Annotated in this window: 26 protein-coding genes; 9 read left to right on the plus strand and 17 right to left on the minus strand. The window is 69.8% G+C overall.

Annotated features, from left to right (window positions below; translation table 11 throughout):
* The first annotated feature begins 1 nt into the window (after position 1).
* Entirely contained in the window at positions 2 to 556 is a 555-nt protein-coding gene (locus HBH26_RS12060) for a Smr/MutS family protein (RefSeq protein ID WP_420824987.1), read from the plus strand.
* Positions 557 to 671: 115 nt separating this feature from the next.
* Positions 672 to 2,315, plus strand: coding sequence for a putative bifunctional diguanylate cyclase/phosphodiesterase (locus tag HBH26_RS12065; protein WP_239024739.1), 1,644 nt, complete (start codon positions 672 to 674; stop codon positions 2,313 to 2,315).
* On the opposite strand, the gene dapE is transcribed toward HBH26_RS12065, so the two are convergent.
* On the minus strand, positions 2,279 to 3,415 hold the full coding sequence (gene dapE, locus HBH26_RS12070; RefSeq protein WP_168134858.1) for a succinyl-diaminopimelate desuccinylase: 1,137 nt from the start codon (positions 3,413 to 3,415) through the stop codon (positions 2,279 to 2,281). The genes HBH26_RS12065 and dapE overlap by 37 nt on opposite strands.
* Between dapE and HBH26_RS12075 the strand changes: the two genes are divergently transcribed.
* Positions 3,415 to 3,846, plus strand: coding sequence for a cupin domain-containing protein (locus HBH26_RS12075; RefSeq protein ID WP_168134859.1), 432 nt, complete (start codon positions 3,415 to 3,417; stop codon positions 3,844 to 3,846). The two genes, dapE and HBH26_RS12075, sit on opposite strands and share 1 nt — an antisense overlap.
* A gap of 10 nt (positions 3,847 to 3,856) precedes the next feature.
* Here the strand turns inward: HBH26_RS12075 and HBH26_RS12080 are convergent, their stop codons facing one another.
* The 7 genes from HBH26_RS12080 to HBH26_RS12110 all read right to left on the minus strand — a co-directional run bounded on the left by HBH26_RS12080 (position 3,857) and on the right by HBH26_RS12110 (position 8,005).
* Positions 3,857 to 4,522, minus strand: coding sequence for a glutathione S-transferase family protein (locus HBH26_RS12080; protein ID WP_168134860.1), 666 nt, complete (start codon positions 4,520 to 4,522; stop codon positions 3,857 to 3,859).
* A gap of 43 nt (positions 4,523 to 4,565) precedes the next feature.
* A complete protein-coding gene (yihA, locus tag HBH26_RS12085; protein WP_168134861.1) occupies positions 4,566 to 5,207 on the minus strand; it encodes a ribosome biogenesis GTP-binding protein YihA/YsxC in 642 nt (213 codons plus the stop codon).
* On the minus strand, positions 5,204 to 6,904 hold the full coding sequence (yidC, locus tag HBH26_RS12090; RefSeq protein ID WP_168134862.1) for a membrane protein insertase YidC: 1,701 nt from the start codon (positions 6,902 to 6,904) through the stop codon (positions 5,204 to 5,206). Before yidC ends, yihA begins: the two co-directional genes overlap by 4 nt.
* Positions 6,901 to 7,134, minus strand: a complete 234-nt coding sequence (yidD, locus tag HBH26_RS12095) for a membrane protein insertion efficiency factor YidD (RefSeq protein WP_168134863.1) — start codon at positions 7,132 to 7,134, stop codon at positions 6,901 to 6,903. The genes yidC and yidD overlap by 4 nt, the downstream gene beginning before the upstream one ends.
* The gene (gene rnpA, locus HBH26_RS12100; protein ID WP_168134864.1) at positions 7,131 to 7,451 is read right to left on the minus strand and encodes a ribonuclease P protein component; all 321 of its coding nucleotides are present in this window, start codon (positions 7,449 to 7,451) and stop codon (positions 7,131 to 7,133) included. The genes yidD and rnpA overlap by 4 nt, the downstream gene beginning before the upstream one ends.
* A gap of 35 nt (positions 7,452 to 7,486) precedes the next feature.
* A complete protein-coding gene (gene rpmH / locus HBH26_RS12105; RefSeq protein WP_028056723.1) occupies positions 7,487 to 7,621 on the minus strand; it encodes a 50S ribosomal protein L34 in 135 nt (44 codons plus the stop codon).
* A gap of 93 nt (positions 7,622 to 7,714) precedes the next feature.
* Entirely contained in the window at positions 7,715 to 8,005 is a 291-nt protein-coding gene (locus tag HBH26_RS12110; protein ID WP_168134865.1) for a hypothetical protein, read from the minus strand.
* 135 nt (positions 8,006 to 8,140) lie between these two features.
* On the opposite strand from HBH26_RS12110, the gene HBH26_RS12115 reads away from it, so the two are divergent.
* From HBH26_RS12115 to HBH26_RS12130, 4 genes are read left to right on the plus strand one after another with little or no spacing between them, the layout of a single operon-like run.
* Positions 8,141 to 9,508, plus strand: a complete 1,368-nt coding sequence (locus tag HBH26_RS12115) for a YifB family Mg chelatase-like AAA ATPase (protein WP_239024763.1) — start codon at positions 8,141 to 8,143, stop codon at positions 9,506 to 9,508.
* A 58-nt stretch (positions 9,509 to 9,566) separates the two neighbouring features.
* Entirely contained in the window at positions 9,567 to 10,457 is an 891-nt protein-coding gene (locus HBH26_RS12120) for a 3'-5' exonuclease (RefSeq protein ID WP_168134866.1), read from the plus strand.
* Positions 10,454 to 11,320 (plus strand): hypothetical protein, encoded by an 867-nt coding sequence (locus HBH26_RS12125; protein WP_338057344.1) that lies wholly within the window; start codon positions 10,454 to 10,456, stop codon positions 11,318 to 11,320. The genes HBH26_RS12120 and HBH26_RS12125 overlap by 4 nt, the downstream gene beginning before the upstream one ends.
* Positions 11,321 to 11,322: 2 nt before the next feature.
* Positions 11,323 to 12,111 carry a hypothetical protein gene (locus HBH26_RS12130; protein WP_168134867.1) on the plus strand — a complete coding sequence of 263 codons (789 nt, stop codon included), beginning with the start codon at positions 11,323 to 11,325 and terminating at the stop codon, positions 12,109 to 12,111.
* Between the two features lie 75 nt (positions 12,112 to 12,186).
* Here HBH26_RS12130 and HBH26_RS12135 read toward each other — a convergent pair whose 3' ends face one another.
* Genes HBH26_RS12135 through HBH26_RS12145 form a run of 5 tightly spaced genes read right to left on the minus strand, consistent with a single transcriptional unit; the run spans position 12,187 to position 14,363 of the window.
* On the minus strand, positions 12,187 to 12,450 hold the full coding sequence (locus HBH26_RS12135; protein WP_168134868.1) for a hypothetical protein: 264 nt from the start codon (positions 12,448 to 12,450) through the stop codon (positions 12,187 to 12,189).
* Between the two features lie 48 nt (positions 12,451 to 12,498).
* Positions 12,499 to 12,750 (minus strand): hypothetical protein, encoded by a 252-nt coding sequence (locus HBH26_RS20440; protein ID WP_209308513.1) that lies wholly within the window; start codon positions 12,748 to 12,750, stop codon positions 12,499 to 12,501.
* A 33-nt stretch (positions 12,751 to 12,783) separates the two neighbouring features.
* Complete coding sequence (locus tag HBH26_RS20445; RefSeq protein WP_209308514.1) at positions 12,784 to 13,002, minus strand: hypothetical protein; 219 nt, start codon at positions 13,000 to 13,002, stop codon at positions 12,784 to 12,786.
* A complete protein-coding gene (locus HBH26_RS20725) occupies positions 12,996 to 13,214 on the minus strand; it encodes a DUF5818 domain-containing protein (RefSeq protein ID WP_239024764.1) in 219 nt (72 codons plus the stop codon). Before HBH26_RS20725 ends, HBH26_RS20445 begins: the two co-directional genes overlap by 7 nt.
* 21 nt (positions 13,215 to 13,235) lie before the next feature.
* Positions 13,236 to 14,363 carry a hypothetical protein gene (locus tag HBH26_RS12145; RefSeq protein WP_168134869.1) on the minus strand — a complete coding sequence of 376 codons (1,128 nt, stop codon included), beginning with the start codon at positions 14,361 to 14,363 and terminating at the stop codon, positions 13,236 to 13,238.
* 30 nt (positions 14,364 to 14,393) lie between these two features.
* Here HBH26_RS12145 and HBH26_RS12150 point away from each other — a divergent pair, with 30 nt between their 5' ends.
* Both HBH26_RS12150 and HBH26_RS12155 read left to right on the plus strand, forming a co-directional pair.
* Positions 14,394 to 15,743 (plus strand): DUF4365 domain-containing protein, encoded by a 1,350-nt coding sequence (locus tag HBH26_RS12150; RefSeq protein ID WP_168134870.1) that lies wholly within the window; start codon positions 14,394 to 14,396, stop codon positions 15,741 to 15,743.
* A complete protein-coding gene (locus HBH26_RS12155; RefSeq protein WP_168134871.1) occupies positions 15,743 to 17,197 on the plus strand; it encodes an argonaute/piwi family protein in 1,455 nt (484 codons plus the stop codon). The genes HBH26_RS12150 and HBH26_RS12155 overlap by 1 nt, the downstream gene beginning before the upstream one ends.
* A gap of 55 nt (positions 17,198 to 17,252) precedes the next feature.
* On the opposite strand, the gene HBH26_RS12160 is transcribed toward HBH26_RS12155, so the two are convergent.
* From HBH26_RS12160 to HBH26_RS12175, 4 genes are read right to left on the minus strand one after another with little or no spacing between them, the layout of a single operon-like run.
* Positions 17,253 to 17,624: a hypothetical protein gene (locus tag HBH26_RS12160; RefSeq protein WP_168134872.1), complete on the minus strand. Its 372-nt coding sequence runs from the start codon at positions 17,622 to 17,624 to the stop codon at positions 17,253 to 17,255.
* A 41-nt stretch (positions 17,625 to 17,665) separates the two neighbouring features.
* Entirely contained in the window at positions 17,666 to 20,806 is a 3,141-nt protein-coding gene (locus HBH26_RS12165; protein WP_168134873.1) for an SNF2-related protein, read from the minus strand.
* Positions 20,797 to 21,528: a hypothetical protein gene (locus HBH26_RS21050; protein ID WP_168134874.1), complete on the minus strand. Its 732-nt coding sequence runs from the start codon at positions 21,526 to 21,528 to the stop codon at positions 20,797 to 20,799. The genes HBH26_RS12165 and HBH26_RS21050 overlap by 10 nt, the downstream gene beginning before the upstream one ends.
* Entirely contained in the window at positions 21,525 to 24,425 is a 2,901-nt protein-coding gene (locus HBH26_RS12175) for a DUF1156 domain-containing protein (RefSeq protein ID WP_168134875.1), read from the minus strand. The genes HBH26_RS21050 and HBH26_RS12175 overlap by 4 nt, the downstream gene beginning before the upstream one ends.

Genomic DNA, 24,425 nt, shown 5'->3' on the forward strand with positions numbered 1-24,425 from the left:
AATGATGGCGGCGCCGCGACGCCCGCTCTCTCCCGACGAGGCCGCGCTGTGGCAGCGCGTGAGCGCGAGCGTGCGCGCGCTGCCCGGCCGCATCGCGGCCCCGTCGGCGGGCGAGGTGCCCCCCGCCGCGCCGGGGACGCCGCGGCTGGCGGTGACGCGCGCGCCCGCCGCCGCCGTCCCGCTCTCGCGCCCGTCGCCGCGCGGACCCGGCGACACGTTGGACCGCAGCTGGGACCGGCGGCTCGCCACCGGCGGCGTCATTCCCGATCGCACGATCGACCTGCACGGCCACACGCTATCCTCCGCGCACGCCGCGCTCGACGCCGGGCTGGACCGCGCGATTCGGGCGGGCGACCGCGTCGTCCTGCTCGTCACCGGCCGACCGCCGCGCGCGGAGAGCGAGCGGCCCCACACCCGCGGCGCGATCCGCGCGGCGATCGGCGACTGGCTGATGCTGTCGCGCCATGCCGGCCGCATCGCCGCGCTGCGCCACGCGCACCCGCGCCACGGCGGGCAGGGCGCGCTGTACGTCATCCTGCGCCGCGCCCGGGACTGATCTCCATCACTCCTTAACCCGGCGCTGTCATGCCAGCATCGGGCGGTCATCTTCCGCCGGTCCTTGGGGATGTGACGGCGCGATGCACCAATCCTCGCTAGAGAGTCGCGCGGCGATGTTCGCGCTGGGCGCGGGCGCGGTCACCTTCTTCCTCGCGCTGATCGCGACGTCGTCCGTCACCTGGTCGAGCGGCGATTACGGCCGCGCGCTCATGCCCGCCATCGTGTGCGCGGCGCTCAGCTGGGCGTCGGCGCGGGTGCGCGTGGCCGACACCGCCAGCGCGATCGACCAGGCGGTCGATCGGCTCGCCGCGGCGGCGGACGGCGATCTCGCCACTCCCGTACCCGCCGCCACCGCCATGGTCGTGCCGCGGCTGGCGACGGCGATGACCTCGCTATTCGCCCAGCTCGCCGCGAATTTCGCGCGCGTGCACCAACTGGCGCTGTTCGATCCTGTCACCGGCCTCGCCAACCGCGCCAACTTCCGTGATTCCACCGAGGCGGTGCTCGCCGGCATGGAGGAGGGCGCGGGCGCGGCGCTGTTCTTCATCGACCTCGACCGGTTTAAGGCGGTCAACGACAGCCGCGGCCACGCCAGCGGCGACCAGCTGCTGATGAAGGTGGCGGAGCGGTTGCGCACCGTGGCCGAGGAGGCCGGCTGCGCGGGGGCGCTCGTCGGCCGGTTGGCGGGTGACGAGTTCACCATCTTCTGTCCCGGCATGGCCGACCACGACGCGGTACAGGCGCTCGGCGACGCGGTGATCGACGCGCTGGCGCAACCCTTTGCGCTGACCGACGGTCCGGTGATGATCGGCGCCTCGATCGGCGTCGCGCTGCGGCCCGACCACGGCACCACGCTGCACGACCTGATGCGCGCCGCCGATGCGGCGATGTACCAGGCCAAGGAGGAGGGGCGCGCGCGCATGACCCGCTACAGCGAGCGGCTCGCCGCCGAGCTGTCGGGCCGCGAGGTGCTGGACCAGGAATTGCGCATCGCGCTGGATCGCGGCGAGTTCGCGCTGGTGTTCCAGCCGCAGGTGGCGGCGGGGGGCGGCGGGCTGGTGGCGGCGGAGGCGCTGCTGCGCTGGCGCCACCCGTCGGGCGAGCTGCGCTCCGCCGGCGAGTTTCTCGCCCGCGCGGAGGCGAACGGACAGATGGTCGCGATCGGCGACTGGATTGCCACCGCGGTCGCTGCCGCCGCCGCGGCGTGGGAGCGTGACGGGCGGCCGGGCCGCATCGCGCTGAACCTCAGCCAGCGTCAGCTGGAGGACGACGGCTTCTTCGCGCGGCTGGAGGCGATCCTCCACCAGGCGGGTACGCCCGCGACGCGGATCGAGCTGGAGGTGGGCGAGGCCATCGCGATGCGCTGCTCTCCGCTGGCGGTGGCGGCGCTGGCGCGGCTGCGCGCGGCGGGCGCGACGGTGACGATCGACGATTTCGGCGCGGGCGATTCGAACCTGCAGCGGCTGCGCCACTGGCCGGTGGATCGCGTAAAGCTGGACCGGACGCTGGTGGGCGAAGTGGTGCACGACCGGGTCGCGCGCGAGATCGTGCAGGCGCTGATCGGCCTGATCCACGGCTTGGGCTGCGAAGCGGTGGCGGAGGGCGTGGAGGCCGAGGCGCAGGCAGCGATGCTGCGCGTGCTCGGCTGCGACGCGATCCAGGGCTGGGCGATCGCGCGACCGATGGATGCGGGCGCGCTGGCGGCGTGGATCGACCGCGATCAGCCGGCGGTCGCGCGGCGGACGACGCCGGCGTAGATCCGCACCAGCGCGGCGAGATCCTCCAGCGCGACCGCCTCGTCCAGCTTGTGCATCGTCGCGTTCGTCAGGCCGAACTCGACCACCGGGCAGAGAGCGCGCAGGAAGCGTGCGTCGGACGTGCCGCCCGTCGTCGACAGCTCCGGCACGCGCCCCGTCACCTCTTCCACCGCCGCGCAGACGAGGGCGGACAAGTGCCCGGGCGGGGTCAGGAAGGCTTCGCCCGACACGCGCGCCGTCACGATCGCGCCCGGCGCGTGGGCGCGCACCGTCTCCTTCACCAGCGTCGCCAGCGACTCGCCGCTGTGCCGGTCGTTGAAGCGGATGCTGACCCGCGCGGCGGCGCGCGCGGGGATCACGTTGGTGGCGGGGTTGCCGACCGCGATGTCGGTGATCTCCAGGTTGGAGGGCTGGAACCAGTCGGTGCCCTCGTCCAGCACCAGCGCGTCCAGCGCGGCCAGTGCCGCGACCAGCCGCGGCACGGGATTGTCGGCGAGGTGGGGATAGGCGACGTGGCCCTGCCGCCCCGGCACGTCGATCCACACGTTCACCGATCCGCGCCGGCCGATCTTCACCATGTCGCCCAGCACCGCGACCGACGTCGGCTCGCCGACGAGGCACAGGTCGGGCACGAGGCCGCGGGCGCGCATCCGCTCGATCAGCGCCACGGTGCCGAAGGTGGCGGGCCCCTCCTCGTCACCGGTGATGACCAGGGTGAGCCGCCCGGTCGCCGGCACCTGTGCCGCGGCGGCGACGAAGGCGGCGATCGCGCCCTTCATGTCGACCGCGCCGCGGCCGTAGAGCAGGTCGCCGCGCACCTCGGGTACGAACGCGTCGCCGGTCCAGCCCTCGCCGGGGGGCACGACGTCGACGTGGCCGGCGAAGGCGAGGTGGGGTCCCGCCGCGCCGCGTGTCGCCAGCAGGTTCTCGACGGGACCGTCGGGCGCCTCACCCGCGACGAAGCGCTCGACGTGGAAGCCGAGCGGCACCAGCGCCGCCTCCAGCACGTCGAACACCGGCCCGTGCGCGGGCGTTACGCTCTCGCACGCGAGGAGGCGGCGGGCTAGATCGATCGCATCGACTGTCACGGGAGGGGCCATTGCCCAAGCTGGATCTGGACGCAATCGGGCACGAACCCGCAAGCGACTATCCCGAGCCCTTCCGTGCCGCTGCGGCGGGGCGGCTGGTGCGGGTATTGTCGGAGGCCGCGGGCCTCACCGATCTGGTCGCCACCCACGTGACCGTGCCGCCGGGCGGCTGGTCCTCGCAGCGCCACTGGCACGAGGCGGAGGACGAGATCGTCGTCGTGCTGGCCGGGGAGGGTACACTGGTCGACGACCATGGCCGCCACCCGCTGCGCGCGGGCGACGTCGCCGCCTTCCGCAAAGGGGACGGCAACGCGCACCATATCGTCAACGAGGGTGACGCGCCGGTGATGCTGTTCGCCGTCAGCCTGCCGGAACGCGGGCGAGTCCATTATCCCGACATCGGCATGGGCTGGACGCCCGAGGGAGAGATGGAGCCGGAGTGACCGGTCGCGATCACCCGGCGACGGGCTGCTCGAACTTCTCGATCACCCACTCCTCGGCCTGCGCCGCCGCGATCCAGTCCTGCATGAACGGGTGTTGCAACACCGCCATCGCATAGGCGGCGGCGAAGCGCGGCGTGGGCAGCGAGTAGGTGACGAGCCGCGTACAGACGGGTGCGAACATGATGTCCGCCGCGCCGAAATCTCCGAACAGGAAGTCGCCCTCTCCGCCGAAACGCGCGCGCGCCTGCATCCACAGCTCGAACAGCCGGGCGAGGTCCGCCTGCACCGCCTCCGTCGGCGGCTGGGGCGGGAAGATCTGTCGTACGTTCATGCTGTGCTCGCGCCGCAGCGCGGCGAAGCTGGAGTGCATCTCCGCCGCCATGGACCGCGCCATCGCCCGCGCCGCCTCGTCCGCCGGCCAGAACCGGTCGCGTCCGACGCGATCCGCCAGGAAGTCGATGATCGCCAGGCTATCCCAAACGACGATATCGCCGTCCCACAGGATCGGCACCTTGCCCGAGGACGGCGCGAACTCGTCGCCCTCGCGCCGCCGGTCCCACTCCGCGTCGTAGAGCGGAACGACCACCTCCTCGAAGGGGAGCGCCGCCTGCCGGCACGCGAGCCAGCCGCGCAGCGACCAGGAGGAATAAGCCTTGTTGCCGATGATGAGCTTCATGGCGGGGGGTGTAGCGCGGGTTCGCCGCAGCGGGAACCTCTCGTCAGCCGATCGCGTCCACCACCGCGGCGCGCAGCTCGGCGATGCCCATGCCCTTCTCGCTCGACGTCGCGATCACTTCCGGATAGGCGGCCGCCCGCGTCCGCGCCTCCGCCACCGTCGCGGCGGTCACGTCCTCCAGCTCGCTCGCCTTGATCTTGTCCGCCTTGGTGAGGACGAGGCGATAGCCGACCGCGGCGCGATCCAGCATCTCCATGATCTCGCGGTCGACGTCCTTGATGCCGTGGCGGCTGTCGATCAGCACCAGCGCGCGCTTCAATGCCTGGCGCCCGCGAAGGAAGTCGTTGACGAGATAGCGCCACTTGCGGACCATGTCCTTGGGCGCCTTGGCGAAGCCGTAGCCGGGCATGTCGACCAGCCGCAGGACCAGCGGATCGCCCACATCGAAGAAGTTCAGCTCCTGCGTGCGCCCCGGCGTGACCGAGGTGCGCGCGAGCGCCTTGCGTCCGGTCAGCGCGTTCAGCAGCGACGACTTGCCGACGTTGGAGCGCCCGGCGAACGCCACCTCCGGCGCGACCGGATCAGGCAGGAATTGCAGCGCCGGCGCGGACTTCAGGAACTCGACCCGACCGGCGAACAGCTTGCGCGCGGTCTCGATCCGGTCGGGGGCGGTTTCCTCGGTCACTTCGCCGGCGCTTCCTTCAGCTGCGGATGCCGGCTGTAGAGCCAGCGCTGCTGGATGATCGAGATGCAGTTGGTGGTGATCCAATAGACCTGCAGGCCGACCGCGAACGGCGCCATCACGAACATCAGCACCCACGGCAGGATCGCGAAGATCTGCTTCTGCGTGTCGTCCAGCGGCGCCGGGTTCAGCTTGAACTGGAAGTACATGCTGATGCCCAGCAGGATCGGCACCACGCCGATGGCGATCATCTGCGGCGGGGTGAAGGCGAGCAGTCCGAACAGGTTCACCGGCGTGAGCGGGTCGGGTGCGGACAGGTCCTTGATCCACAGCACGAACGGCTGGTGCCGCATCTCGATCGTCAGCAGCAGCACCTTGTACAGCGCGTAGAAGATCGGGATCTGGATGAGCGTGGGCAGGCATCCGGCGAAGGGGTTCACCTTCTCCGCTTTGTAGAGCGCCATGATCTCCTGCTGCTGGCGCTGCTTGTCGTCCTTGTAGCGCTCCTGGATCGCCTTCATCTTCGGCTGGATCGCACGCACCGCGGCCATGCTGGCGAACTGGCGCTGCGCGATGGGGAAGACGAGCAGGCGGATCGTCAGCGTCAGCATGATGATGGCGACGCCGAAATTGCCGACCAGCCGGAACAGCCAGTCGAGATAGTGGAAGATCGGCTTCTCCACGACACCGAACCAGCCCCAGTCGATCGAATTGCCGAACTGCGCCACGCCCGCGTCCTGGTAGCGGTCGAGAATGTCGACCTCCTTCGCACCGGCGAAGAAACGCGCGGTCTGCGTCGCGGCCTGGCCCGGCGCGATGGTGACGGGAGCGGTGGGGCGGAAATCGGCCTGGTGGCGGCTGTCGCCGGCGTTGCGGAACGCGATCTCGTGCGGCGCGCCCTGGTCGGGCACCAGCGCGGTGAGCCAATAATGGTCGGTGAAGCCCAGCCAGCCGCCGGGCGTCGTGAACTTCTGCACCGCCTCGTCGACGTGCTTGTAGTCGACGTCGAACTTCACGCCGCCGCCCGCCTCGTAGATCGGGCCGGAATGGATCGTCCACGTGTCCTTGTCCGCCGGCGCGGCGCGGCGGCTGAGCAGGCCGTAGGTCGCCGCCTGCACCGGCGCGGTGCCGGCGTTCAGGAGCGACTGTCGCACGGTGAACATATAGCCGTCGTCGACGGAGATGGTCATGCGATAGACCTGGCTACCGCTGCGCGTCTCCAGCGTGACGGGCGTCGCCGGGGTCAGCTTCGCGCCGGTCGCCTGCCACACCGCGTCGGCGGGAGGCGCGGTGACGCCCTGACCGGACCAGCCGAACGCCGCGAAATAGGCGTCCGCGGTGCCCGACGGCGACAGCAGGCGGATCGGCGGCGAGTTCTTCGCGATCGTCTCCTTGTGGCGTACCAGCACCAGGTCGTCGATGCGGCCGCCCTTCAGATTGAGGCTGCCGCGCACCCGCGGCGTCTCGATCGCGATGCGCGGGGAGCCGGCCAGCACGGTCGCGCGGTCACGGATCGCGGTGGGCGAGTCCGCCGCGGGATCGGCCTGCGGCTGCGGCAGCGGCTTGGACTTGCCGTCCTCCACCTTCGTCACCGGCGGGTTGGCCGTGGGAAAGAAGCGGTTCTGCACCAGCGGCCAGCCGAAGAGGATCAGCGCCGCAAGTACCGCGAACAGCACGAAGTTCTTGTTCTCGTCCTTCACGTCGCTTCCCGGTCATCTTCGGGAACGGGGTCGTACCCGTGCCCGCCCCATGGATGGCAGCGCGCGATCCGTCGCACGGCAAGCCATCCCCCTTTCAGCGCGCCATAGCGGCCAAGCGCCTCGATTGCATAGGCGGAACATGACGGGCTGTACCGACACGACGGCGGCAACACCAGCGACGGGCCGAGCTGCCAGCCCCGCGCGAGAAGGATCATCAGCCGCGCGATCATCGGGGCGAGCATTTCGCGATCGCCCTGGCCAGGTCCGCCTTCAGCTGCGCGAAGTCGCGGTCCAGCCCGCCGCCGCGGCCGATCAGCACATGGTCCGCACCCGCCACCCCGCGCTCGGGCAGCACCTCGCGCGCCAGGGCGCGGAAGCGGCGCTTGATGCGGTTGCGCACCACCGCGTTGCCGATCTTCTTCGTGACGGTAATGCCCAGTCGGACCGTCGGATCGCCATCGCCGCGCGGGTGCACCAACAGCACGAAGCCGGGCATCGGAGCCCGACGCCCGGCGTTCGCCTTCAGATAGTCCGCCCGCTTCGTCATCCGCTGCACGGATGAGCAGGCGGGAACCGGTTCGGTTACGCCGACAGCTTCTTGCGGCCGCGCGCCCGGCGCGCGCGGATCACCGCCCGGCCGCCCACCGTCGCCATCCGCGCGCGGAAACCGTGACGGCGCGCCCGCACCAGGTTGCTCGGCTGAAAGGTCCGCTTCATCGTTCATTTCCCGCGATCAAATATCAAGGGCCGCCCCCAGCGATGGGTGACGACCCGCATGAGCGCCGCCGGTAGGCGAAAGGCGCTTCCAAGTCAACGCGGCCCAAGTCGACGGAGCGACGACTTGCGGCGGGCCCGCCGGCGCAGCGCGCTGGGACGGCGCATGGCGACATCGACGGCATGGCCGATCCGCGGCCAGCGCCGCTTCGCGCGCGCGAACCGCACCTGCGCCCACCGCGAGTTGCGCAGCACCAGCACCAGTCCGCCTGCGAACAGGAAGATGCCGCCCGGGCCCGGCAGCGGCCCGACCACGCCCGCCGCCAGGATCAGCAGCACGCCCGCGGCCAGCTGGCCCGCGCGGGCGAGGGGGTGGCGATCGGTCATCCTTTTCATGTGGGGTCGGCTACTCGCGGGACAACCTGGATCAATCTGGCGTTCCCCTCCGTCGCCGACACGCTATGAACGTCGGCTGACGGGGTCGGCGTGCCGCATCGGGCGGGGCGTGCGATGGGGGGAATGATGGTCGCGATCGTATCGACGGTGGCGTACCTGGGCCTGGAGGCCCGGGGCGTCGAGGTGCAGGTGCAGCTGATCCCGGGCCTCCCCGCGTTCAACATGGTCGGACTGGCCGACAAGGCGGTGGGCGAGAGCCGCGAGCGCGTGCGCGGCGCCGTCGCCGGCATGGGCCTCGCGCTGCCGCCCAAGCGGATCGCGGTGAACCTGTCGCCGGCCGACCTGCCGAAGGAAGGGTCGCACTTCGACCTGCCGGTCGCGCTGGGGCTGCTGGCGGCGATGGGGGTCGTCGATGCGGAGGCGCTGGCCGACTATGTCGTCGTCGGCGAGCTCGGGCTCGACGGCCGCCTCGCGCCTTCGCCGGGCGTGCTGCTCGCCGCGCTCCACGCCGCGGAGACGGGCAGGGGGCTGATCTGCCCCGCGGCGCAGGGCAGCGAGGCGGCGTGGGGCGGCGGGATCGAGGTGGTGGCCGCGCCCGACCTCCTGTCGCTGCTGAACCATCTGAAGGGCGAGCAGCTGCTCGCACCGCCGCAACCGGGCGGGGTGGAAGAGGGGCGCAGCGGACCCGACCTGCGCCAGGTGAAGGGGCAGGAGGTCGCCAAGCGCGCGCTGGAGATCGCCGCGGCGGGTGCGCACAACCTGCTGTTCTGCGGTCCGCCGGGGGCGGGCAAGTCGCTGATGGCGGCGTGTCTGCCCGGCATCCTGCCCCCGCTCGACCCCGCCGAGGCGCTGGAGGTCAGCATGGTGCAGTCGGTCGCGGGGACGCTGCCCGGCGGCACGCTGACGCGAGCGCGCCCGTTCCGCAGCCCGCACCACAGCGCCAGCATGGCGGCGTTGACCGGCGGCGGGCTGCGCGTGAAACCGGGCGAGGTCAGCCTCGCGCACCTGGGCGTCCTGTTCCTCGACGAACTGCCCGAGTTCGGCCGCGCCGCGCTCGATTCGCTGCGACAGCCGCTGGAGACGGGCACCGTCTCCGTCGCGCGCGCCAACGCGCACGTCACCTTTCCCGCGCGGGTGCAGCTGGTGGCGGCGATGAACCCGTGCCGGTGCGGGCACCTGGGCGATGCAGGGCTCGCCTGCGCGCGCGCGCCGCGCTGCGCCGCAGACTATCAGGCCAAGGTGTCGGGCCCGCTGCTCGACCGCATCGACCTCCACGTCGATGTCGCGGCGGTGAGCGCGGCCGATGTCAAACATGGAAGTATGTCGGAATATCGGAAGCTAGTCGGAACGACGCCGAGCCGCTTGCGCCGTGGTAGGGCGGCTAAGCGATTCGTTGGACACTACAATTCGGGATCGCGAGAGCTGTCTCGCAAGCATGCGGGTCCAATTTCAATGGTCTTTGACCCGCCAATAATTTTACGCGCCGCCGCTTGATGTTCCTAATCCGTTCGACGCGCTCCACGCATCGGGGCGCGTCGAATGGAGAATGCCGATGTTGCGGCAGAACGGAGTGGAGGATCTCGTCGAGCGCCTGGAGCGCGACGGCGGCCACCGCGTCCTCAGACGCCTGGACCTGCGTGAGGGCAGGACGGGCGTGGACTACGACGGCGGGCCGACCTCGATCGGGCTGGTGCTCGACGTGGAGACCACCGGCAAGGACCCCGGCACGGACCTGATCATCGAGCTCGCCATGCGGCGGTTCCGCTACGATCGGCTCGGACGCGTCGTGAAGATCGATCGCGCCTGGTCGTGGCGCGAGGATCCCGGCCGCGCGCTGGATGAAGAAATCGTCCGGCTGACGGGCATCACCGACGCGGATCTGGTCGGACAGGAGATCGACGAGGACGCCGCAGGCCGTCTCCTCGCCTCGGCCGACCTCGTCATCGCGCATAATGCCAGTTTCGACAGAAAGTTCGTCGAACGTCGCCTGCCGGGATCCGCGGGGCAGGCGTGGTGCTGCACGTGCGCCGAGATCGATTGGGCGGCGGCGGGGTTGGAGGGCAGGTCGCTGGGCTGGCTCTGTGCGCAGGCCGGCTTCTTCTACGACGCGCACCGCGCGGGCAACGACGTCGATGCCGTCATCGAGCTTCTGCGCCACGAACTGCCGGACGGCCGAACGGTGCTCGCCGAGCTGGTCGACAGCGCCGAGTGTCCAACGGTCCGCGTGGAGGCGTTCGGCGCCGACTTCGGCGTCAAGGATGCGCTCCGCGCCCGTGGATACCGCTGGAATGCCGAATCCAAGGTGTGGTGGCGCGAGGTGACCGCCGACGCGCTGACGGCGGAGGAGTTCTGGCTCGCGCGCGAGGTCTACGCGCCCGAGCACCGCTCCCGCGCCCTCGGTCCGAGGCTCACCGAGATGACGGCCCGCGAACGCTACGCGTGACCGCGACCTCCGGTTTTTCCTCATTCAGCAAGGATCTCACCATGACCAAGAAGAAGATCGACGCTACCCCGAAGACGACCACCGCTGCCCTCGCCACGCTGCCCGAGGCCAAGCTCGCGCCGTTGTTCGGCTCCCCGCTCGCCTTGGACAAGCTGCCGGGCTCGGGCGGAGACGTGACCCGCGAGGAGGGTGTCACGCTCGTCGTGGGCCGGGCATACGCCACCCGCGACCGCACCGTGCCTGCGAGCGAGGTGTTCTTCGTCCCTGGCGCCAAGCCCCGGGGTGACGGCCCCTGGCTGCGGGAGGCGGACAAGCTCAGCTGGCGCGACGAGGAGACGGGGTTCGAGTGCATCATGCTGCGCGACACGCATGGTGGCCACCTCTGCGGCTACGTCGGCATCCCGCGCGATCATCCGCTCTGGGGATGGGATCACCGTGCGGTGCCGGCGGAGCTCGGCGTCGAGGTGCACGGCGGGCTCACCTACTCGCGGATCTGCGAGGAGGGTCCGAGCCCCGCTCGGCGTCTGGTCGCCGAGGCTCGGCGGATTTGCCACGTGCCGCCCTCGGCCGTCAGGTACATGCCGCTGGAGCACGCGACCGAACACCGCCCCGGCGACGCCCACGCCTGGTGGTTCGGCTTCTCGTGCAACCACGTCTACGACGTCGTGCCGGGCGATCGCGGCGACCGCGCGAGGTTCCTCGGCGCCGAGACCGCGGCCGAGTATCGGGACGACGCCTACGTCGTGCGCGAGATCCTGAACCTCGCGCGCCAGCTCCGCGCGATCGCCGATGGCGCGCCGGTGCCGCCGAGGGAAGGCCCGCCGCTGCCCGCCTTCGGCCTCGACCCGAAGAAGGGAGCCTGAAGGTGGACCGGCGCGATCGACACTCGGGCGAGCTGCCATGGGGATGGTGGCTCCGCGTGCGCGGGGGCAAGATCGAGGACGAGGACGGCCGCACCTGGAGCACGGTGCGCGACGCCTTCTGGGAGGGCGAGCTCGGCTTCCCGGACGTCCACTTCGCGCCGGAGCAGCACGAGCTGATGACCCGGGTCCTCACCGCCATCGACGGCCGGTGGCTCCTCGGCGACGAGCGCAGGCACGACCTGTTTGGTGGCGACATGCTGTTCTGGCGCTTCTACCAGTGTTGGCTCAGTTCGATCGGGATGCTCGACACGGCCCACAGGACGAGCTTCGGGACCGCGCCGCTGGAGGCGCCGCTGTCGCCGGAGGGCCGTTCCGTGATGCTGATGCTGCAGGCCACCCGTGAGCCGGCATGGGAACGCATGCCGATAGCCGAGGTCGTCGAGGCGGTCGCAGCCGCTGGGCGAGGTGCAGATGGCGGCCGAGAGGCTGCGCTCAGGGAATTCGAGCGATCGGTCGGATTCAGGCGTCACCTCTTCGCCCGCGAGCGCGTCGGCCGCACCCACCTGGTGACCCTCACCGGCATCGCGGCGGAGGCGCGCATGCCGACGAGGCGCGTCTCATGGTCGCAGGCTTTCACGGACGAGACGGGCAGGGACGACCTGTTCGCCTGGCTCGCCCGCAGGGTCGACCGCTGGGACGACTGGGGAAGGCTGGCGCATGGCCGCGGCGCGGACGCGCTGACCCGCCATCTGCTGGAACTCATCGTCCAGGAAGGCGGGCTTCGCGCCTGAGCGGCGCTGGACTGGAGCGTAACACCGTGGCGCACACCATTCAGGCGGGCGGAGGCCCGCGGATCCATCCCGCGATCAGTTTGGGAAGGCGTCCCGCTCGAACAGGAAGCCCGCATCGATGATCGCGTCGACGAGGTCGGGGAAGTAGCGGAACTCGACCACCAGCGCCTTTCCCATCCACGTCGCCTCGGCGTCGACGTTGGCGCGCAGCCAGGATTCGGCTCGCGGCGTCAACGGCTCGATCATGGCGAAGCTGCCTTCGTGGGTCGCCAGGAAAGCGGCGCCCGCGTCGCGAGGTGCGCAGAACTTGAGCAGGGGGTTTTCGGATGTGTCGGTCATGGCTCAGGTCCGATCTGTGCATCTTCGAGGGGGTCGGTGGCCAGCCTGTCAAGTCGCAGCTGCGCCAAGCAGGTGCCACGCCTCGCGGTATGGCTCCAGCCAACCGGCCTCCAACTTGTCCATCTTCAGGTGGCCGTAGTCGGGCAGGAACCGCCGGAAGTCGCTGTCCTTGCGCTGCTGGCCCCACTTCCCCGGCTGCGAGAGCCAGGCCTGGTGCGCCTCGGCCAGCGCGACGGCGACGATCGCGGCGGGGACGACGTAGGTGAACGCGCCGCCCGGCTTGTGCGCGGCGAAGTCCACGAAGCAGTAGAACAGCGTGGGCGAGGTCAGCGCCTAGTGCTTCTTGCGCATGTGCCAGCCGTCATCGGCCCCGGTGCTGTTCCGGGTCTTCACCTGCACGGCGCAGAGCCGGTCGCCGATCTCGTCGGTGACGACGATGTCGCAGTTGGGGACGCCTGCCGGCGCGAGGGCCGCTATGTAGCCGCGCCGGAGCAGCTCGCTCATCACGAAGTGCTCGCCGTCCGCGCCCGTCAGACTGGTGGCACTCACCATCCGGATGGCTCGATCCGGCTGACTGCCAGCACATTGAACGCGTCCCTCGTCCCGCGGACCCGGACGTTGCGACCCACGAGCCCGCTCGCCTTCCAGCCTGCGAGGAAGCCGGTGTCGAGACGCCACTGCCCGCCCCCGTCCGCCCGGAGGAGCAAGCCGTGTCCGTCTCGGTCGAGCCGGCCCGTCAGCTCGTGCTGCGATCCGCGCGGCATGGCCGTCACCTCAGCCAAGGATCAGCCGCACAGCTTGCGGCCTTCCTGGATGAGGTCGCCGATGTTGATCCTCAGCGTCGGGCCGCCCTTCGCTCCCGCCGCCCGCAGCTCACGGATCATCTGCTGGTTCTCCGCCCATATCGGCTTGATGTCCCTGTACTGCCGTGCGGCCGCGCCGTTCACAGCGTAGACGGTTAAGTCGGGAGCCTCGAACCAGACCGCGTCGCCGGCACAGCCGAGCCAGCCCCTGTCCACGGTCAGAGGCCAGGTGAGCCCGCGCGAGGCGAAGTCGGCCCTGGTCGCGTTCGGCGCGGGGATGGCGTTGCCGTCCTTCCACGTCGCCACCTTGTGCGTGACCTGGTTCACCAGCAGCGTCATGCCCGGTCCGGGATAGTAGAAGGCGTCGTGCAGGTTCAGTTCGGACGGGCCGCGCTCGGCTCTGCCCAGCCGCTGCTCGAACGCGGCCCGGTTGAACGGCGTGCCGACGATCACGTTCTCCATGATCCAGCGCCGACGCTCATCCCGCTGCTGCGTATCGGCGACGCTGCCGCCCGAGGCCGACAGCCGGAACTGCCGCTCGGCGTGGAGCTCGGGCACGCCTGCCGCGGCCGGGTTGCCCTCCGCACCCCACTTGGGGAAGAAGCTGACGGTCGCGTCGTAGGTCGAGGCCGGCAGCGGCTTGTCGGCCTTGGCCGTGTCCAGCACCACCTTCGTGGTCGCCGCCGTGAGCGTCACGAACTCGCTGTAGCCGACGTAGGTGTCCGTCCCCTTTTGGCCGTGCAGATCGATGCTGGTCGACACCTTGATCGGGGTTGGCACGTTCGTGCCGATGCTCAGCTCGACGCGGTGGGCGTCGAGCGCACGCGGCTCGATGGTCAGGAACGGCTTGGAAGGTGTGGCCGGCGTTGCCGTCGGTGCGGCGGCGGCCGGCACGTTGGTGGGCTTGGCGCCGTTGGGCGCGGCGATGCCAATCCCGAGGAACGCGGCCAGCGCGCCGAGGCCGAACTGCCAGCGCTTCGCGCCGGGGATGTATGGGTAAACCACTCCCGCCAGCGCCGCGAGCAGGAGCAATACGAGAATGCCGATCATCCGATTGTCCTTCTGCCGATTATTGTCACCGTCTTCTGCCGCATTGCCAAGCCGCTTCATGGCGGCAGCGCCGTCTGCTATATTCCCGCTATGTTCCAGAACCAGCCTCAGCCCAAGCGGCTCCACCAGAACGTCCTCAACGGTCACCAGGGCGAGCAGCTTGTGTCCGCCCGGGCCGCTTCGATGGGGTTCGCGTTCCATGGCCTGAATCGGCTGGAGACGGGCGTGGACGGCATGATGGAACTGCGTGACCCGCTGACGCACGCTATGCTGGCGAAGTGGGTGGGTGTTCAGATCAAGACGACCGTCGGGGGCAACTACACGGGGGAGGATGAGCAGCGATTCGAATACCTTTTAGAGCCGGCTGACCTCGCATATTGGGGTCCGTCGAATATCCCGATGATCATCGTGCTGGTCCGTCTGAGCGATCACACGATGTTCTGGAAGGCGGTCAATGCGGGGCGCCTCGACGAGCCGCGCCGGCTGGACTTCGACAAGGCGGCCGACGTGTTCGACGCCAGGGCCGCCGAAGCGATCGCGGCGCTGACGATCGAGAAGAACACGTTCGGAACCTACGTGCCGCCGATGCTGGCGGGCGAGCCCGCGCACCTGAACCTGGTGCGCATGGTGCTGCCGGAGGAGATCTTCGTCGCGGAGTCGCCCTTCAAGTCGGGCCGCGAGGCGGTGAAGGAGATGCTGCTGCACGACGGGCCCATGCACTTCGACTGGGTGATCCGCGACCGGACCTTCTGGTCGTTCCGCGATCCGCGCGGCACGGTGCTGGATGAGATCGTCGATGTCGGCTCGGTCGAGGCGGTGGAGACCGAGGCCGTGACCCTGCTTGACGACGTGGACGACCAGAACGCCGTCATCGAGCTGCTGCGCCGGAGCGTCGAGGCGCAGCTGTCCGGCGACTGCTTCTTCGACAAAGAGACGCGTGGCCTGTGCTTCCGCGCGCCGGGGCCGGGCATGAAGCGGGAATACGTCTACCGCTCGCTCCAGAACGTGACGAGCGCCGACGTGGTGACGCTTATCGGCAAGGAGGGTCGCGACGACATCATGCGCCACCACGCTTTCGTGCCGCGCTATCAGCGGATCGGCGACGACTGGTTCGTGTCGATCACGCCCACCTTCGTCTTCACCTCGGACGGCTACCGCACCCATCCGGCGTCCAGCATCATGCTCGCGGGCAAGAAGAAGCTGGAGAAGGCGGGTGCGATCCGGGGCCAGTTCATCATGTGGCGCCATCTGCTGATCGCCTCGGCCACCGCACCGGCACCGACCCTCCTCGACGATCCGGCCGAGGGCGTCGACGACCGCCCGCGCATCGGGTTCGAGCCGCTGGAGCCGCTGTCGCTGCCCGTCAGCGTGCCGGAGGACGTGTGGCGGGAGGAGGATCCGGAGGAGGCGGAACGGGTCGCTCAGGAGGGAATGATCTGATGTTCACCCCGATCTACATGCCCGAGCCGAGGCTGGAGTTCGGCGACGGCGGCCTCCACATCGATCCGCGCGCGGGGCTGCTGGACTACGGCCCGCTCCAGCCGATGGTCGGCGACGTCATCCGCGTGGGCGTGATCGGGACCGGCGAGACGATCGCCGGCTTCTCCAGGTTCCTCGAGCGGTGCCGGGAGGGCATCGGCGGCAAGCTGACCAAAGACGGTAAGCCGCACCCCCGCGCCAACCTCTTCCCGCCTTTTCCCGGGCTCCAGAACCGCAACCCATTCCGCTGCGGCTTCGCCACCGACGACACCCTGCAGCGGATGATCCCGAACGGCGACATTCGCAAGGTGACGGGCATCGCGAAGCAGAACGACGCCGTCGGCGCGGCGGTCGAGCTCTTCGCCGACCAGACCCGCATCCTGCTGGAGGGGTCGTCCAAGCCGGACGTGATCGTGGCGGCGCTGCCGACCGACCTGATCGCCAAGATCGTCAACGCGAAGGCCGGCGGTGGCAGCGAGGATGGCGACGACGACCGCGACCCGCTCAACTTCCGCGACATGTACAAGGCCCGGGCGCTGCTGATGCACGCGCCCACGCAGGTCGCGTGGCCGACGCTGTGGGACGACCACGCGAAGATCCCCCACAAGATCCGCAAGACCATGCGCAAGGTGCAGGACCCGGCGACCCGCGCGTGGAACATGCTCAACGCGCTGTTCTACAAGGCCGGGCGGGCGCCGTGGCGGCTGCCGGTCAGGGAGGGCGAATACAAGACGACGTTCCTGGGCATCGGCTTCTACAAGGACCTCGGCGGTCGCAACCTGATGACCAGCACCGCGCAGATGTTCGACGAGCGCGGCCGGGGCCTTATCCTGCGCGGCGGCAAGGCGCTGCACGACAAGCACGACAGGCATCCCTATCTCGAGCGCGGCGACGCCTATCAGCTCGTCGTGCGGTCGCTCGAGGAGTATCGGGCGCAGCACGGCCACCTGCCTGCGCGGCTGGTGATCATGAAGACGTCGCGGTTCGACGCGGCCGAGGCGGACGGCATGATGGCGGCGGCGACCGACGCGGGCATCTCGTTCAGCGACCTCGTCTGGGTTTCGGAGAGCCCGCACCAGATGCTGATGCGAGAGGGCAACTACCCGGCTTTCAGGGGGACGGGCGTCGAGCTCGGCGGCGACCTGATGCTCTACACCCGCGGCAGCGTGCCTTGGTATCGCACCTACCCCGGCGCCAGAACGCCCAACCCGCTGCTGCTGCGTCCGCACAGCTGCGACTCGCCGATCGAGCAGCTGGGCGAGGAGATCCTCGGCCTGACGAAGATGAACTGGAACTCCACCCAGTTCGACCAGGCCCTGCCGATCCCGATCCGCGCCGCCCGGCAGGTGGGCAAGGTGCTGAAGCACGTCAGCGACGCCCAGATCGAGCGGTCGGACTATCGATTCTACATCTGAGACGGCCTGCGCCGTCGTTCGGCTGCTTATCGGCCGGACGCGAAGGCCCGGGTGGTCACGACCACCAGCTGTGGACGTGGGCACGTGCGCGATCGCCCAGGCTCGCATTGATGATGTCGCAGACCACCTCGGCCATCGCGCAAGCCACGCCGCATTCCTGGCCGTGATGCGCCCAGGTGCGCCTCACGTCCCAAGTGCCGCAGTAGGTGCCCTTCTCGACAGCGCCGATGCGCTTTAGCGCGTTGAGCAGCCTGCGGTCGCCGACCGTCATGATGACGCATGCGCCGCCATAGGCGTCGAGGCCCAGGTTGAGCCTGCGCCGCTCCTCGCGCCAGGCGTGCACCGCCTCCTCGGCGCGCATCCCCGCATAGTCGAAGAGCTCGGCGAGCGCGGCATCGTTGGCGTCCTTGCCTCCGTCGATCGGCATCGGCGGTGCGGTCGCCAGGTCGTGACGGGGCGGTCCGGCCCTCACGCCGCCGCCCTCGACGGCAGGGCGCCCGAGGCTGGCGAACCGCCGGGGAACGCGGGCGAGCCCGGCGTCCAGAACTCGGCCGAATCGAAGTTCTTGCCGTAGAAGTCGCGGTCCAGGGTGACGCGCACCGGCTTGGACAGCGTGTCGGTCGACACCGTCCACTCCTTCGGGCTGAGGGTCGCCGCCTGGTATCCGGGCGGCAGCAGGTCGGCGTCGCCGATGACGCGCGCCAGATCCGCGAGGTCGAGCGCCGCGTGGCCGAGCATTGGCATCTCGTCCAGTGCTGCGTTCTCGTCGTCCAGGTCGACGGCGGGCGGCGGCTGGTTGACCTGCCCGGCGACCATGGCGTCGATGTCTACGTGCGCGCCCGACAGGGCCAGTTCGGCGATGCGCTTGCTGACGGAAGACAGGATCGGCTGCAGGCCGCCGACCAGCGTCTCGAAGAGCCGGATCCGGGACGACAGCGCCTGGTAGACCTGCGTCTCGATGGTGTCGGCGTAGTGCAGGTTGACGATGCGGATGTCGTCGAACCTCTGGCCGAGGCGGTCGACGCGCCCGATGCGCTGCTCCACCCGCATCGGGTTCCAGGGCATGTCGTAGTTGATGAGCGACCCGCAGAACTGGAAGTTCAGCCCCTCAGCGGCCGCGTCGGTGCAGAGCAGGACGTCGCCTTGGCCGGCCCGGAACCGACGCTTGATGTCCGCCCGCGACACCGGCCGCCATCGGCCGTCCACGCCGCGGACTTCGCCGCCCCGGCCGGAGAAGCAGATGATCTCGCGCCCCGTCTCGCGGGCGAGCCAGTCGCGCAGCGCATCCATCGTGTCGGTGTAGCCGGTGAACACCATGGTCTGCTGGTAGCCGTCCGCCTCAAGCGCCTTCAGCTCGCGCGCTAGGGCGAGCGCCTTGCTGTCGGGTGGCAGCTGCGCGATCCGGTCGAGGAGCGATTGGATGGCGTCGGCCTCGAGCAGCTGGCGCGCCTCACGGTCATGATCCGCGGCCTCGTCCGCGTCGATCTCCTGGCCCTCGTCCTCCAGCCCGACGAGGTCGTCGTCGCTGTCCTTCGCGCGCTCCAGCCGGCCTTTCAGCGAGCAGGCTAGGGCGGTGAAGCTGGACGACAGGCGCTTGCGGTAGATGGTGAGGACGAAGCCGACCGCGGCGCGCGTCTTCTCGTCGGCGGTGGCGTAGGCGTCGGTGATCAGCTTCTCGGTGGCCTCGTAGAGCTCGCGCTCGGCCGGGCTCATGTCGATGAAGCGATCGGCGACGACGCGTGTCGCGATGCGCGCGTCCAGCTTGCCCTCGGTGCGGTAGCGGCGGAGCAGCGCCCGGGTATGGCGCGATACGAGGGCGCTGATCGGGGTGTGGCCGAGCATGATGCGGACGGCGGCCTGGCGCTCGGCGGGAGCGAGCCGGCGCCGTTTGATCGAGGACTCGCCCCGCAGCGCGGCGAGCACCGTCCGCACGGCCACGCGGGAGAGGGGCGGGTTGCGGCTGCCGGCGCCGATGGCGGCGGCACGATGCTCGGCGAGCGGACCGTATTCGCGCTCGGTCGCCTGGAACAGCCGGGCGCACCCCTCGAAGGCCGACGCCGGCACCAGCGGCTCGCGCAACGCTTCGAAGTAGCGCTCGAACTCGTCCGGCGTCCATTCGTCGGGGAGGCCGAGGAGCGCGAGCAGGTCGTAGAGCTCCAGCGCGTTTGTCTGGAGCGGCGTCGCGGTGAGGAGCACCAGACCGCGCGTGCGGGCGCGCAGATCGCGGAGCAGCCGCATCAGCATGTTGGGCTCGGACTTCCTGCCGGTCCGCGACACGCGGGCGTGGTGCGCCTCGTCCACGACGACGAGGTCGTATTCGTCGGCGGTGAGCAGCTCGGGCCGTCGGTCGCGTCGACGGGCGAGATGGCTCGACATGATGACGAACGGCTCGCGCGACCATGCGAGCCGGCTGACCGGCGTCGCGACGGTGGTCTGCGTGGCGGGGTCGTAGCGGTGCATGCACTGGCCGTCATAGAGGGGCCAGTTGAGCGCGAACTTCTCGCGCAGTTCCGCCTGCCACTGCGGGCAGACGTTGGCCGGCGCGAGGATGATCGCCCGGCGCATGCGGCCGGCCAGCCACGACTGCCGGATCAGCAGGCCGGCCTGGATGGTCTTGCCGAGACCGACCTCGTCGGCGACCAGCAGCCTCGGTGCGTGGTCGGGCGCGTCGCCGTACATGCGCAGGAACGCCTTGCGCTGGTGCGGCCAGGCTTCGACGGGGCTGGTCGCCTCGCCGACCCAGACCCCGCCGTCGGGGTTTGTGGCAGCGTTGGCGATGCGGTCCCAGACCTCGGCGCGGCGCTCGGCCGGGCTGACGTCTTCGACCGGCGTCGGCGCCTCGATCTCGACGTTCGGCTCCTCCGCCGCGGGTTGTTCCTCCTGCTCCTTGGCGGCGCGCTTGAGCCGCCGCGGTGCCTCGTCGTCTGACGGCAGGAACTTGAGGAGCTCGTCGCGAACGGCCGTCGGCACGTCCACCACGATCACGCTGTCCGCCTCGTCCTCCCAGTAGCGGTCGAACGCCGCGTCCTCGTCGTCGACGTATTCCGCCGCGGGACCCCAGGAGGTGAACACGCTGATCGTCTCGCCGTTGAGCCGCCAGCCTTGGTATGTCTCGTTGAGCGAGCCGGTGAAGGCCAGGCGGTCGCCTGTCTTGTCCTCGACGATGCCACACTTCTCGTGGAAGATCGTCGTGCCGCCCACCGGGATGCGTGTGCCGGGCCGGCACCGGACGGCGACCTTGATGTCGAGCAGGCGGTGGCAGACGAGCCAGGCGAGTAGTTCCAATGCCTGCTGCTCGTCGCCCTCCTTGGCCGCGGGCAGGGCCTGACCGAGCTTGTCGGAGAGCATCTCGCCCATGGACAGGCCGTCCTCCACGGCCTTCACCTCGGCGTCGTCGAGCGTGCAGCCGACGATCAGCCGCATGGCACCCTCGTTCAGCGCGAGGTGCTCTATGCCGGCCGATGCGAGGGCGAGGCCCTCGGCGTTGAAGTAGCCGGTGATGCGGTCGTAGCGCTTGGCGGTGGAGAGCGCGGGCACGTAGAACTTGCGCACGAGGTCGCCGTCCTCGCGCGTGTATTTCCGCTTCCAGGTTCGGTCGCTCAGAAGCATCTGCGTCTCCGGTGCCCGCGGCCCGTTACTTCTTCGCCGGCGGGGGCGGAGGAGGTGGCGGTGGCAGCGTCTGGGTCGGGGCTCGCGGCGCCGGCGTGACGCCGCCCTGGACCCGACCGCCCGGGGCGATGTGGCTCGGGGCGCGCGGCGGCGGCGACGTCCCCCGCGTGCCGGTTGACGGTCGGGGTGGGCTGGGCGGCGGTGGGGGCGGGGCAGGCGCACGCGTCGGTGCCCGCGGCGGCGGGTTGACACCCTCGTTGAGGCGCGACGGCCGTGACGGCGGACTGGGTGGCGGCGGGGGGCTTGGGCGACGGCTCATCGGCGGACACCACGTTCGATGTTACGAAGGAGAACAAACATAGAAGACTGAGCGGGAACGACCAAGTGGCAACCGTGTGGAGAAGCCCGAGCACCCGCGAGGGGGCCGGCGGCGTCTCGTCGTTCAGCGCTGCCCGTCGGCGGTCGATCTCCCGGCGCGCGGCGCCGAAGCTGAAGGTGAGCGCCAGCAGCCCGACGACGCTGAACGTCCATCCCGTGACGAGGACGGGCCGCCAGATCGCCGTCCTCAGCGGCGCGACGCTGCCGACGAACGAGATCGACGCCGCGAACAGCGCGGTGTGCGCCAGCGCGATGAACGAGTCCCGCTGGGTCTCGTTCTGCTGGTGCGCCGCGTCGAGCGCCGTGCGCTCGTGGGCGAAGTCGTCGTCCGTCCGTCCGCTCATTCGGCGGCTTCGAGCTGCTCGTAGAGCGACAGCTGCTTCGGCGCGCCGATCTCCTCGCCGTAGACGATGCGGCGCAGCTTTTCGAGCGCGTCGAAGTCGTCGGCGGCTGGCTTGACCGCGTCGTCGGCGTCGATGCCCGAGAAGGTCTTTGACGGCGGCAGCACCTCCAGCATCACCTCCAGCGCGACCTTGAACTCGTCGTCATTCAGCAGGCCGTTGGCCTCAAGCTGGTCGCGCGCCGCCTCGACGCTCTGCTTGCGCGCGGTGTTGGCCGCGTGATGCAGCGCGTCGATCATGCCGCGCGAGCCGTCCGCCGGTCCAAGCGCACCCTTGGCGACGCGGGTGGCGCTGTCCCACAGCTTGAGGTCGGAACCCTTCTTCTCGGCCAGGCGCCCCACGACCTGCGTCATGTCGAGGCCGACGGCGCGGGCGAGGCGAAGGCCCTCGTCATAGGCGAACTGGGGCGCGCGGAACGCGTCCCAGGCGAGCGCGACCCAGGCGGTGGCCGGGTCCATGTCGCGGCTGGCGCGGCGGTCGGCGAGCTGGGCGAGGCGCCACGCCTTCACCTCGCGGCGCGCGGCGTTGAGCGCGTCCTCGGGGCGGACGGCGTAGGGATCGAACTCTTCCAGCAGGTCGCCCTGAGACCCCCGCTTCGCGGGCGGCTGCGGCGCGGGCGTGCCCCGGGTCAGCGGCCAGTGGCGGGAGAACGCCTCAAGCGCCGGCCCGAAGCTCGCGAGATAGAGGTCGACGCCGGCGATGCCGGACGCCTGGAACTCGTCGATGCGCTCGCGCACCGCCTTGGCGACCAGCGGCTCGACCTCCTCCCAGTAACTCGCCTCGCCGCCCTGCTCCAGACGAGGACGGCAGACGAGGAAGATGGTGGAGTTCGCGGCGGCCTTGTCCTTGATGTGGAGCGATCCCGATGCCTCGGTGTTCACGGGCCACGAGGCGGTAATGACGAAGCCGGCGTCCATCAGCGACATGGCGAGCGCGTCCCACGCACCCGTGTCCTTGTGCGTGAACATGACGGTCATGATGCCGTCGTCCTTCAGCACCCGGCGGCATTCGGCGAAGATGCCGGCCATCTTGTCCTGGTAGTCGCGGTTGGCGAGCTTATCGGCGCCCTTCTGGCCCTTGAAGTGGGCCTTGTTGGCGACCGCCTCCGTCTCCTTGTCGGCGAGGCGGCGGGTGAACAGCTCCGGCACGACGAGGCCGGCGGTGCGCTTCAGCCAGACGTAGAAGAAGTCCGACAGCTCGGCATACATGACGTTGGCACCGTAGGGCGGGTCCATGACAACGGCGTCGACGGACTTGTCGGCGAGGTGCGGCATCGATGCGCCGGAGCCGTTGGTGACGGTAATTGTGCCGGTCGTCTTCTGGACCGCGTCCAGCATGTCGCCGCGCTTGTTCGCGCCGACCATGGTGATCAGCTCCTTCAACGCCTTGCCGGTCGCCTCGACGGCCCAGTCGAACCCCATGCCTTCGATCAGCAGGGCCATTTCCGCGTAGGACCACTTGAATGCGAAATCATGGCGGTCGAAGGTGTTGGCAAGAGTTTCACGATTGACGATCCAGCGCGTCATCCGCGAACCGTAGTCGCGCAGCTTGTCCATGCCGATCGCGAGATAGACGTAGGCGGCTGCGCGCGCTTCGCTCAGCAAGCCGTTTGCTCGATCGGCTTCGAGCAGTTCGCGGAATACCTCTACGCCGGTGCCATGGGCGAGCAGCTGTCGAGCAGAAAACATGTCGCGCCAGAGCGGCATGCCATACTGACGCGGACGGTCGTCGTTAGTATTCGCGGGATAGGCTTCACTCGGAACGACATCCATGACCTCCCACTCGGAGAGCTTGTCCGCAAGCGCTGTTGAGAGCATCTCGCTGTTGTCATCGTCTTCGGTCGGGGCACGATAACCACGGATCCACTTGATCCTGTTCTTGCCGGTTTTGGTCTTGGTGACGAGCTGCCGCTTGTAGACGACGGCAAAGAGTTGATCTCCCATTCCGCCGGCTTGCGCCTGTCGCTTGATGTCGTCGCCGTCGATCGGGCGACCGCAGTCTGGGTAGGGGCAGATTCCATCGCCACCGGCGACGGTGCCCTCTGATTGATCCTTGACGTTGTCGACGATTTCAAAGGAGCAGTGGCGAGCAGCGTCGCCGACACCGGACGCGAGATGCGGGATCAGCCGCACACCGGTTCCATCGGGCGCGAGCCGCCAGTTCGGCGACAACGGCACCTTGCCGGCGCAGTATGGGCAGACAACAGTGCGCGCCCAGAGGTAGCCGTCAGGACGGCAGTCTTCCTCCGGCTCAGGCGGAAACAAATCGGACAGGCGTTCACGGACCCGATCCGCCCAGACCGGGCCGATCGACTCGTACTCGCGCAATAGCTCTGCGCCGAACTTCGCCGGGTATTCCAGCGTTGCCTTCTCGATCAGGGTGGCGACCGGGTTCAGGTCGTTGGCGCTGGCCGAGAGTCCAAGGCGATATGCCTCGAACGGGATGGCGCCGCCGCCTGCGGTTGGGTCGACCACGACGAGGTCGGGATCGTCGATGAGGTCGTCGAGCTCTTCCTGGGTCGGGTTATGCGAGAACGCACGCGGGTAGCCGTAGGCATCAGCGCCGAGACGCTCGCCAAGTCGGTCAGCGCGAGCGATCCTGGCCCGTGCCGCAACGGGGTCTCCATGGATGCCGAGAGCATGCTTGAAAGCGTCGCGATCGGCGTTCTCGGGCAGGATGGAGGCGAGAACCGCCGCGCGCGAGGCGACGAGAGGCCGACGCGCCCACCAGACATGCAGACGGTTGGGCGCGGGGAACGGCGTCATCGGGGTGCGCTCGCGCACGCTCTCGATGCCGATCTCGGCGATGGGTAGGTAGCGCTCGATCAGGCGGGTGGTCAT

This window comes from Sphingomonas corticis (genome assembly GCF_012035195.1).
Classification (GTDB): domain Bacteria; phylum Pseudomonadota; class Alphaproteobacteria; order Sphingomonadales; family Sphingomonadaceae; genus Sphingomonas; species Sphingomonas corticis.

Bases quoted from the DNA above. Each gene is read 5' to 3' on its own strand.
- HBH26_RS12060 (WP_420824987.1), top strand. From the start codon at position 2: ATGATGGCGGCGCCGCGACGCCCGCTCTCTCCCGACGAGGCCGCGCTG.
- HBH26_RS12065 (WP_239024739.1), top strand. From the start codon at position 672: ATGTTCGCGCTGGGCGCGGGCGCGGTCACCTTCTTCCTCGCGCTGATC.
- dapE (WP_168134858.1), bottom strand. From the start codon at position 3,415: ATGGCCCCTCCCGTGACAGTCGATGCGATCGATCTAGCCCGCCGCCTC.
- HBH26_RS12080 (WP_168134860.1), bottom strand. From the start codon at position 4,522: ATGAAGCTCATCATCGGCAACAAGGCTTATTCCTCCTGGTCGCTGCGC.
- yidD (WP_168134863.1), bottom strand. From the start codon at position 7,134: ATGATCGCGCGGCTGATGATCCTTCTCGCGCGGGGCTGGCAGCTCGGC.
- rnpA (WP_168134864.1), bottom strand. From the start codon at position 7,451: ATGACGAAGCGGGCGGACTATCTGAAGGCGAACGCCGGGCGTCGGGCT.
- rpmH (WP_028056723.1), bottom strand. From the start codon at position 7,621: ATGAAGCGGACCTTTCAGCCGAGCAACCTGGTGCGGGCGCGCCGTCAC.
- HBH26_RS12110 (WP_168134865.1), bottom strand. From the start codon at position 8,005: ATGACCGATCGCCACCCCCTCGCCCGCGCGGGCCAGCTGGCCGCGGGC.
- HBH26_RS12115 (WP_239024763.1), top strand. From the start codon at position 8,141: ATGGTCGCGATCGTATCGACGGTGGCGTACCTGGGCCTGGAGGCCCGG.
- HBH26_RS12120 (WP_168134866.1), top strand. From the start codon at position 9,567: ATGTTGCGGCAGAACGGAGTGGAGGATCTCGTCGAGCGCCTGGAGCGC.
- HBH26_RS12135 (WP_168134868.1), bottom strand. From the start codon at position 12,450: ATGACCGACACATCCGAAAACCCCCTGCTCAAGTTCTGCGCACCTCGC.
- HBH26_RS20445 (WP_209308514.1), bottom strand. From the start codon at position 13,002: ATGGTGAGTGCCACCAGTCTGACGGGCGCGGACGGCGAGCACTTCGTG.
- HBH26_RS20725 (WP_239024764.1), bottom strand. From the start codon at position 13,214: ATGCCGCGCGGATCGCAGCACGAGCTGACGGGCCGGCTCGACCGAGAC.
- HBH26_RS12145 (WP_168134869.1), bottom strand. From the start codon at position 14,363: ATGAAGCGGCTTGGCAATGCGGCAGAAGACGGTGACAATAATCGGCAG.
- HBH26_RS12150 (WP_168134870.1), top strand. From the start codon at position 14,394: ATGTTCCAGAACCAGCCTCAGCCCAAGCGGCTCCACCAGAACGTCCTC.
- HBH26_RS12155 (WP_168134871.1), top strand. From the start codon at position 15,743: ATGTTCACCCCGATCTACATGCCCGAGCCGAGGCTGGAGTTCGGCGAC.
- HBH26_RS12160 (WP_168134872.1), bottom strand. From the start codon at position 17,624: ATGCCGATCGACGGAGGCAAGGACGCCAACGATGCCGCGCTCGCCGAG.
- HBH26_RS12165 (WP_168134873.1), bottom strand. From the start codon at position 20,806: ATGCTTCTGAGCGACCGAACCTGGAAGCGGAAATACACGCGCGAGGAC.
- HBH26_RS21050 (WP_168134874.1), bottom strand. From the start codon at position 21,528: ATGAGCGGACGGACGGACGACGACTTCGCCCACGAGCGCACGGCGCTC.
- HBH26_RS12175 (WP_168134875.1), bottom strand. From the start codon at position 24,425: ATGACCACCCGCCTGATCGAGCGCTACCTACCCATCGCCGAGATCGGC.